We start from the raw sequence: 8,433 nt of genomic DNA, 5'->3' as shown, positions 1-8,433 counted from the left end.
CCAAGTGCCCTGCGGTGCCACCACTCGAAATTCGCAGGAGAATTCATGGCGTTTCATGGTGAAATGACCGGTTGCGGATGCATTGTTTCGTATAATTGAGGCGAAGTCGAAGAATCTCTACCGCAATAGTAAAACCAACACCAAGGTTAGCATTGCGGTAGAGATTCCTCGACTTCGCCTCCGGCTTCGCTCAGAATGACGTTCATTAAATCTTGCCCTTACAGCCGGCCGATATTGCCGTAATCGGGCACGTCGAGGTGGTTGCTGATGTCGTGCTTTACTTTTTCTACGACGCCGCGGCCGAAGAGGCTGATGCCGGCGTTGAGCACGAGCAAGGCAGCCGTGCCGGCCGACACCCACTCGGTAGTTGATTCGTGGCGGCGCTTTTTATCGGCGGCCCACTGCACCAAGCAAGTGCCAAGGCCGATGGTGAGCAAGCCGGCCGGAGCGAAAGCCAGCCATTTTTCTTTGTGCGTCATAGGGGGAAAACGAGTGCGGGGTGGAACGAAGTCGACCGAAGCTGCTAAGATAACGACCAAACGGGTTTTTCGGCTGCGGCCGTCTATACAATCGTACCTTTGGGCGCGGAGTTTCCGGCCGCGCCGTTATTTTTTGACCCGGCTGCCTGGCTGCTCCCGCTTCGGCCCGCCCGCCCGAGCCCCGTGCTTTTCCCCTGTCCTGATGCTCCTTTCTCCCTACCAGCGCCTGCTCGACCTGGCCTTTGCCGAGCCCGCCGCGGCTACCCGCTACCTGACCCCCGCCACCCGCGACGCCTACCGCACCTTCGAGCAGGCCAGCCCCGCCGACCTGCCCTACTGCTTCGAGCGCGTGCGCCTGGGCGTGGCCCTGACGCTGCTTAAGCTGCTGGCCGAGCTGGGTGACCTCGACGAGGCCCGCAAAGTGCTCGATGTATTGCTACGCGCCCTCAAGGCCCCATCGGTAGCCGCCATCGATACCACCATTCAGAAAGAAGCCGCCGCCTTCGAGCGCCTCTACGCCAACCTCTACGTCAACGAAGATGGCGAGCAGCTGCTGCACTTATTCGAGCAAACCCTCGACGCCGATTCCCAGCCCCAGATGGACGACGTGATTCGGGAGGCGCTGCGGCTGGTACCCACCCTTGATTTCAGCCGCGACGACGAGGAGGACGAGAGCTAGATTTTTACCCACAGCGTAAAAAAGCCTGTCATTCAGAGCAGAACGAAGAATCTCGCGTGCCGAGGTTGGATTAGTAACCCAACCTACAGCGAGATTCTTGTTCTGCTCTGAATGACAGGCTTTCTGCTTCAATTATTTGTTATCTTCTGACTGAACCTTCTCTCGCCAACTTCTCCCTTTTCCTATGACCCTTGCCATTCTTGGACTGATTTTACTGGTGGTCGGCTTCACGGCCCGCCGCAACGTGTCGGCCATTGGCGCCTACCGGGGGCTGCTGCTGGCCGCCGGGGCGCTGCTGGTGGTGCTGGGCCTAGCCCTGAGCACCGTTATTCAGGTTGACGCCGGCGAAGTAGGCGTGCAGACGCTCTTCGGGCAGGTGCAAAAACGGGTGCTGCCCAGCGGCCTGAACATCGTCAATCCGCTGGTCGAAGTCACGCGCTTCGATACCAAAACTCAGAATTACACCATGTCGGCCATCCGCAACGAAGGCCAGCAGGCCGGCGACGATGCCATCCGGGTGCTCTCGGCCGACGGCCTGGAAGTAGTTATCGACCTGACGGCCCTCTACCACGTCATTCCCGCCGAAACGCCCCGCATCCTCTCCACCATCGGGGCCGATTATGAGAGCAAAATTGTGCGCCCCATCGCCCGCACCCGCATCCGCGACAACGCCGTGTACTACGACGCCGTGGCCCTCTACTCGACCCGCCGCGACGAGTTCCAGACCCGCATCTACAAGAGCATTGAGGACGATTTTCGCAAGAATGGCCTCCAGCTCGACCAACTCCTGATCCGCAACATCCAGTTGCCGGTCGCCGTCAAGCGCAGCATCGAGAGCAAGATTTCGGCCGAGCAGGAAGCCCAGAAAATGCAGTTCGTACTTCAGAAAGAGCGTCAGGAAGCCGACCGCAAGCGCGTGGAGGCCCAGGGCATCGCCGACTACCAGAAAATCATCAACAACGAGCTCAGCGACAAACTCTTGCAGTACGAATCCATCAAGGCCAACAAGGAAATTGCCCTCTCGCCCAACACCAAAGTCATCATCACAGGGGGCGGTAAAAGTACTCAGCTGCTCATTTCAGATAAGTAAATCCGCCTGGCTGTAGAGCACGAAAAGGCCGCCCCGGACTCCGAGGCGGCCTTTTTGCGGTACTGTCAAGCAGCAATGACTAGTAGCCGGGGTTCTGGACCAAGTTGGGGTTGGCGTTGATTTCGCGTAACGGAATGGGTAACACCAGTTGGTTGGAGCTGAAGGGAATAACCTCCGTAGGCATGTTGGGCGGCGAAGTGCTGCCCTGGGTGCGCTTGAGGTCGTGGAGACTAAAGCCTTCAAACAGCAGTTCCAGTTTGCGTTCCTTAAGAACAGCGGGCAACGTAAGCGTGGTCAGAGCGGGCAAACCCGCCCGCTCCCGGATGCGGTTGATGTCGCTGAGGGGCGAGGCCCCTACGCTGGTGCCGGCCCGGAAGTTGGCTTCGGCGCGGGTTAGGTACATCTCGGCCAGCCGCAACAGCTTAATGTTGCCGTAGAGCACGTCGTACTTCGTGGTGTAGACGACGCCGCTGAGGGTGCGGAAGAGCTTGGCCCGGGTATCACCTTTCTCAAACTGATCCAGCAGTTGCTTTTGAATCTCAACGTCGCCCCGCCGGCTGGCCGAATAGAACGTATTCAGCTCATTACGCCCGCTTTGGGCCGTAACCTGAATAGCGAACAAATCTTCCGAGGTATTGCCCAGCAAGTCGTTGTTAGAGGTAAATTCGTCGGCGTAGCTGGGTACCAACGCTCCGCCGGGAACCTGAAGGGCACGGTTGGCGGCGGCGGCGGCGGCGGGGTAATTGCCTTGCTGCAAGTATACGCGAGCCAGCAAAGCGGCCGCGGCGTATTTGTTGGCGAAGAAGCCGTTACTGCCCGGTAGCAAATTTTCGGCCGTAGTTAAGTCGGCAATCACCTGGGTATACACTTCGGCCACTGTGTTGCGGCTAACCTGGCTGGCGGCCGAAATTACGGTAGTGGGCGTAAGCACCAGCGGCACCCCCGGGTTGCTCTGCGGGTTACCGTCGTTCCAGGCTTTGCCAAAGAGCCGCACCAAATCAAAGTAAAGCAACGAGCGCACGAACTTCGCTTCGCCCTCGATACGGGCCTGCTTGCCGGGCGTGTCGAGCCGGTCGATGGCCCCCAACACACTATTGACGCGGTTAACAGTATTATAGGCGTTCAGCCACATGGTCTGCACGAAACCGTTGTCGCGCAATATTACCTTGCGTTGGAATTGGTTGGGCGGAATAAACGTGCCGACGAACGCAATGTCGCCATTGTCGGCCAGCAAGTCGCTCGTGAGTTGGAAGTAGCCGCCGTAGGCATCGACGTTCTGGATGCCGGTGTAGGCACCCACCATCGCCGCTTCCACGTCGGCCGAGGTGGCCAGCGCCGTGCTGGCATCGATGTTATCAACCGGATCTACGTCGAGCTTTTTGTTGCAAGCCGTCAGCAGGCTGGTGCTTAGCAAGGCGGCTACGGCCGCCTGATACAGTATTTTCTTCATGAGTTCGGGTTCTGAGGGATGTTAGCAACCAGACTAAAAGCCCAGCGTTACGCCAATGGTGTAGGTGCGGGGCTGGGGGGCGGTATAAAAGTCAATGCCCTGGTTGATGTTACCCTGCGTGTTGGTAACTCCGGTGGTGGGGTTGGAATTTCCAGCCAGATAGTCGGTGCTCACCTCCGGGTCCCAGCCCTTGTAGTCAGTGAACGTAAGCAGGTTTAGGCCCTGCACGAACACCCGGGCCGATTGCAGCTTGGCCCGCTGCGCCACGGCCACCGGAATGTTGTAGCCCAACGTGGCCGTGCGCAGGCGGCCGTAGGAGCCGTTGCGCACGAACTGCGACGAGAGGGCAATGCCGTTACCGCCGAAATACTCGGCCCGCGGCACGTTGGTGATGTCGCCCGGCTTTTGCCAGCGGTTGAGCTGGTCGCGGGTTTGGTTGTCGGGTCCGTTGTTGAAGCCAGTTGAGTAAAACTGCGCGCCCCCGTCGAACACCTTGTTTCCGAATACGCCCACCAGCGTCGCCGTCAGATCGAAACCCTTAAAGCTGAACGTGTTAGTCAAGCCCCCGGTCCAGGTGGGGTTGGGGTTGCCCAGCGGCACCAGTTCGGCCTCGTTGCTGTTGGCCGTGGTGCTCCGGTTCAGGTTGCCGTTGGTGTCGGTCGTGTTGAGGTAATAAAGCGCGTTGCCATTGGCTGGGTCAACGCCGGCGTACTCCGGCCCCACGAATACGCCCAGCGGCTGGCCCTCCTGGGCCCGGTTAAGGAAGTTGCCCAGAATCGGCGGGCCATCAAGCTTGGTAACGCGGTTACGATTGCGGGCCGCGTTTACGCTCGTCGTCCAGTTGAAGGGCCCTTCAATGTTGCGGGTGGTCAACGACAGCTCGATACCGCGGTTTTCCATGTTGCCCACGTTCTTAAACAGCGTAGCGAAGCCCGACGTGCCGGGTACTGGCTGCGAGAGGGCCAGGCCGGTGGTTTTTTTCAGATACAAATCCACTTCACCACTGATGCGGCCCTGTAAGAAGCCATATTCCAGGCCTACGTCAGTCTGAGTAGTTGTTTCCCAGGTTAGGTCGGGACTGGCCAGCTGCAAGGGGCGCTGGCCGGGGATGCCGACGTAGCCCGAAGTGCCCGAATACAGCGCCCGCGAGGCAAAGTTGGCGAAGCCCTGGTTGCCGGTACGGCCAATGCTACCCCTTATTTTGAGCATACTCAGCACGGCGTTATCCTTCAAAAAGGACTCTTCTGAAATCAGCCAGCCCGCGGAAGCGGCCGGAAAGAAGCCGTAGCGCTTGTTCACTCCGAACCGTGAAGAGCCGTCGAGGCGGGCGCTCAGGCCGGCCAGATATTTGCCGGCGTAGTTGTAGCTGGCCCGCCCAAAGTAAGAAACCAGCGTATTCTCCGTCTGATTCGTAGCGCCCGCGGTAATCTGGGCGGCGCTAACCAGCGTTTTGTATGAGTCGGAGGCAAACTGCGAGCCCGTTACGCTGTTCGACTTTATCTGCGTGGCCTCATAGGAGGTGCCCAGAGTAAAATCCAGCGTGTGCAGCTCGTTGAGGACCTTGTCGAAAGCTAGAAAGTTGTTCACTACAACCCGGGCGCTGGTAGTGGCCGCATTGAAGCCGAAGCCGTTGGTCGGACCAGTATTGCGGGCCGTTACGCGCCCCAGAAACTGGTTTTCATCCTGGTTGATAATATCGGTACCAAGCTGCGAGTTGAACATTAGCCCCGGCAGCAACCGGAACTGAGCGTAGGCGTTGCCCAGCACCCGATACGAAGTAGTGAGGTAGTTGCCGTTTCGGACGCTGATGAGGGGGTTGTAGTAGAACGGGTAGGTCGAGTTCGGCTGGCCGGTGCTGGGGTCGAGCACCCCGCTGAGCAGGCCCGAGCGCGGGTCGATAAAGGGCGTAATCGGGGCCAGGGCCACGATTTGCATCGGCGAGCTAAACGCGTTGTCGTTAGGCAGGCGCTGGTTGTCGGAGCGCGAGAGGCCGATGTTAAGGCCTAGCTTCAGCCGGTCGGTGGCCTGGTTGTCGAGGTTGAAGCGGGTGTTGATGCGTTGGTAGCGGTTGCCAACCAGAATGCCGTTGTTGTCGCTGTACTGGCCCGAAAAGAAGAACTTGGTTTTCTCGTTGCCACCGCTGGCACTAATGTCGTACTGGCTGAACCGACCCTTCTGAAAAGTCTCGTTCTGCCAGTTGGTGTCTACCCCGTTGGTGGCGTAGTCGGCCTGTCCAGCGGCGTAGCGCGTCAGGCGGGCATCGATAGAAGCCGCCGACGAGCCAAAGTTTTGCAGGGCTTCGGTTAGCAGCGTCCGGTACTCTTCAGCGTTGAGGAATTCACGCTTACGGGTAGGCTCACTCCGGCCGGTCTGGTAGCCGACCGTGAAGCGCGTACCGCCCTGTTGCCCCCGCTTGGTCGTAATCAGCACCACGCCATTGGTCGCCCGCGAGCCGTAGATGGCCGAGGCCGCCGCGTCTTTCAGGATACTGATGCTGGCAATGTCGTTGGGGTTGATATCGGAAATCGGGTTGGTCGCGGCCGAAGTCGACGAAAGGTTGTCGGACACCACCGGGATGCCATCGACCACATACAGCGGCTGGTTGTCGCCGCTAATGGACGATACCCCCCGCACCCGCACCCGGATGCCCTGGCCGAGCTTGCCGCTGCCGCTTTCAATAAATACACCCGCCGCTTTCCCCTGGATAGCTTGCTCGAACGAGGGCAGCGCCACGTTGGCTACTTCTTTGCTACCAAGCTGCACTACCGAGCCCGTCAGATCAGCTTTCGACTGTGAACCGTAGCCTACTACCACGGCCTCGCCCAGCTCCGTGGCGTTGCTGCGGAGCGTAACGGGCAGGTTGGTGCGGTTTCCCACTAACACGCTCTGGGTTTCGAATCCAATAGAGCTGATAACCAGTGTGGCTCCGGCCGGCACACTTAGCGTGAAGCTGCCATCGGTACCGGTGCTAGTACCGTTGGAGGTACCTTTCTCCAACACCGTCACGCCTGGCAGACCGGAACCACCTGCGTCGGTCACGCGCCCGCTGACGGCGCGGGTTTGGCCAACGGCCGTCGTGGCCACCAGCAGGCTACCCATCAGGGGCAGTAAGTAGTTTTTTCTCATATCAAGGGGAACCCCGGCTGGGGTGTAAGAGTGGAAAATACCAAGCTGCTGATCAGCAAGCACAAAGGCCTCTGCCAAGCAGGCCAACATGCCCACGACCGGACCCCGCGACAGAATCGCGAACCGGAGCAGCTTGCAACTGATTGTCAATTTGCAACCGAACCCATGAATAATGCAAGTGCTACCCCATTTACTTATCAGCCCGGTGGTTTGCCAGCCGCCCACTTCCTACCTTTACTACCATTGCCCGGTTGGTTTTTCGGGCCTTCATTTTTCTTATCTAGTTGATGCCCGATATTCAGTACCTCACCGACGGAGCCGCCGTAGCCCAGGCAGCCCAGGCGCTGCACCAAAGCCCCCGCGTGGCCCTCGATCTGGAATTTGACGATATGCGCCACCGCTACGGTCGCAATCTGGCCCTCATTCAGGTGTTCGACGACCAGACGGTGTACCTGATTGACCCGCTGGCCCTAACCAACCCGGACCAGGAACTGGAGCCGCTTTGGCAGGTGCTGCGCGACCCGGCGGTGGCCAAAGTTTTCCACAGCTGCAAGTCCGATATTTTGCTGCTCGATGAGCTCTACGACGTGCACGTGCGCAACATCGTCGACACCAGCGTGCAGTACACGCTGCTGGCCGAGGCCGACAACAACATCTCGCTGGGTCGCCTCATTCAAGAGGAATTAGGGCTGGAAGTGGACAAGGGCGAGCAGAAGTCAAACTGGCTTAAGCGCCCCCTCACCGAAGCTCAGAAGCAGTACGCGGCCAACGACGTGCTGTATCTGTTCGAGCTCACCGACCGCCTCGACGCCAAACTGGCCGAGCTGGGCCGCACGGCTTGGGCCGAGCAGGAAAACCAAGCGCTTGAAGAGGTGCGCTACTCGCGCGATGAGCGCCCTTATATGCGCCTGGCCGGCAAATACCGCATCATGCCCCCCGAGCTACCCATGTTCCGCGACTTGTTCATGCTGCGCGACGAAGTAGCGCGCCACATCGACCGGCCCTCGTACATGGTGGCCAGCAACGACCGGCTTGCTGAGCTCACTCGCCTGCCCGTGACGAGCTCCGGCCACCTGCGCAACGCCAATGGCCTGCATCCCGAACTCAAGCGCGGCTCCTTCGCCGACCGCCTCGTGGCCCTGAGCCAGGAAGACCGCCCCGCCGAGCCGCCCCTGCCCGCCGACCAGCGTCGCTTCCCCTTCCGCCGCCGCCTGAGTGGGGCCAAAGCCGCCGAAGCCGATGCCCGCGAGGCCCTGCTCATCACGCTCAAGGCCCACCTGGCCGCCGACTACAACCCCATCATGGCCAACCTGGTACTCAGCAACCGCCTCATGGGCGACATCATTGAGCTAGGCGCCGACCAGACCCTGCGCCCCTGGCAGCACCAGATTCTGACCGATACGGCCCAGAAGCACCAAGTAGACTTCGCACAGGTAGCAAAGCCATTCGAGAAGTAGGAAGTTAGAAGTGAGTACCAAGAAGTGAGAGGTGAGACTTTCGTGCTGACACCCGTGGGCCTTGAGGGCCTTTTGCAACTCGGGGAAAAAGCGGATGGACTCCTGGCCGACGGTCAGAATCCGGTCGTTGGGTTGTAGGCCGGCTTTGGAGG

6 protein-coding genes are annotated in these 8,433 nt (G+C 59.6%); 3 read left to right on the top strand and 3 right to left on the bottom strand.

From position 1 onward, the window contains the following. Nucleotides 1-218: 218 nt before the first annotated feature. Nucleotides 219-479, bottom strand: coding sequence for a hypothetical protein (locus tag CDA63_RS19465; RefSeq protein ID WP_088466126.1), 261 nt, complete (start codon nucleotides 477-479; stop codon nucleotides 219-221). Between the two features lie 202 nt (nucleotides 480-681). Here CDA63_RS19465 and CDA63_RS19460 point away from each other — a divergent pair, with 202 nt between their 5' ends. Then, nucleotides 682-1,158, top strand: coding sequence for a hypothetical protein (locus tag CDA63_RS19460; protein WP_088466125.1), 477 nt, complete (start codon nucleotides 682-684; stop codon nucleotides 1,156-1,158). Nucleotides 1,159-1,342: 184 nt separating this feature from the next. After that, on the top strand, nucleotides 1,343-2,248 hold the full coding sequence (locus CDA63_RS19455) for a prohibitin family protein (protein ID WP_088466124.1): 906 nt from the start codon (nucleotides 1,343-1,345) through the stop codon (nucleotides 2,246-2,248). A gap of 79 nt (nucleotides 2,249-2,327) precedes the next feature. Here CDA63_RS19455 and CDA63_RS19450 read toward each other — a convergent pair whose 3' ends face one another. Continuing rightward, on the bottom strand, nucleotides 2,328-3,698 hold the full coding sequence (locus CDA63_RS19450; RefSeq protein WP_088466123.1) for a RagB/SusD family nutrient uptake outer membrane protein: 1,371 nt from the start codon (nucleotides 3,696-3,698) through the stop codon (nucleotides 2,328-2,330). A 33-nt stretch (nucleotides 3,699-3,731) separates the two neighbouring features. Then, entirely contained in the window at nucleotides 3,732-6,824 is a 3,093-nt protein-coding gene (locus tag CDA63_RS19445; RefSeq protein WP_088466122.1) for a SusC/RagA family TonB-linked outer membrane protein, read from the bottom strand. A 287-nt stretch (nucleotides 6,825-7,111) separates the two neighbouring features. On the opposite strand from CDA63_RS19445, the gene CDA63_RS19440 reads away from it, so the two are divergent. Further along, complete coding sequence (locus CDA63_RS19440; protein WP_088466121.1) at nucleotides 7,112-8,281, top strand: ribonuclease D; 1,170 nt, start codon at nucleotides 7,112-7,114, stop codon at nucleotides 8,279-8,281. The last annotated feature ends 152 nt before the right edge of the window (nucleotides 8,282-8,433 follow it).

This window comes from Hymenobacter amundsenii, from assembly GCF_002204745.1.
In the GTDB taxonomy this organism is placed as follows: domain Bacteria; phylum Bacteroidota; class Bacteroidia; order Cytophagales; family Hymenobacteraceae; genus Hymenobacter; species Hymenobacter amundsenii.
This window is presented reverse-complemented; position numbering and strand designations above follow the sequence as displayed.

Bases quoted from the DNA above. Each gene is read 5' to 3' on its own strand.
- CDA63_RS19445 (WP_088466122.1), bottom strand. From the start codon at position 6,824: ATGAGAAAAAACTACTTACTGCCCCTGATGGGTAGCCTGCTGGTGGCC.
- CDA63_RS19455 (WP_088466124.1), top strand. From the start codon at position 1,343: ATGACCCTTGCCATTCTTGGACTGATTTTACTGGTGGTCGGCTTCACG.
- CDA63_RS19450 (WP_088466123.1), bottom strand. From the start codon at position 3,698: ATGAAGAAAATACTGTATCAGGCGGCCGTAGCCGCCTTGCTAAGCACC.
- CDA63_RS19460 (WP_088466125.1), top strand. From the start codon at position 682: ATGCTCCTTTCTCCCTACCAGCGCCTGCTCGACCTGGCCTTTGCCGAG.
- CDA63_RS19465 (WP_088466126.1), bottom strand. From the start codon at position 479: ATGACGCACAAAGAAAAATGGCTGGCTTTCGCTCCGGCCGGCTTGCTC.
- CDA63_RS19440 (WP_088466121.1), top strand. From the start codon at position 7,112: ATGCCCGATATTCAGTACCTCACCGACGGAGCCGCCGTAGCCCAGGCA.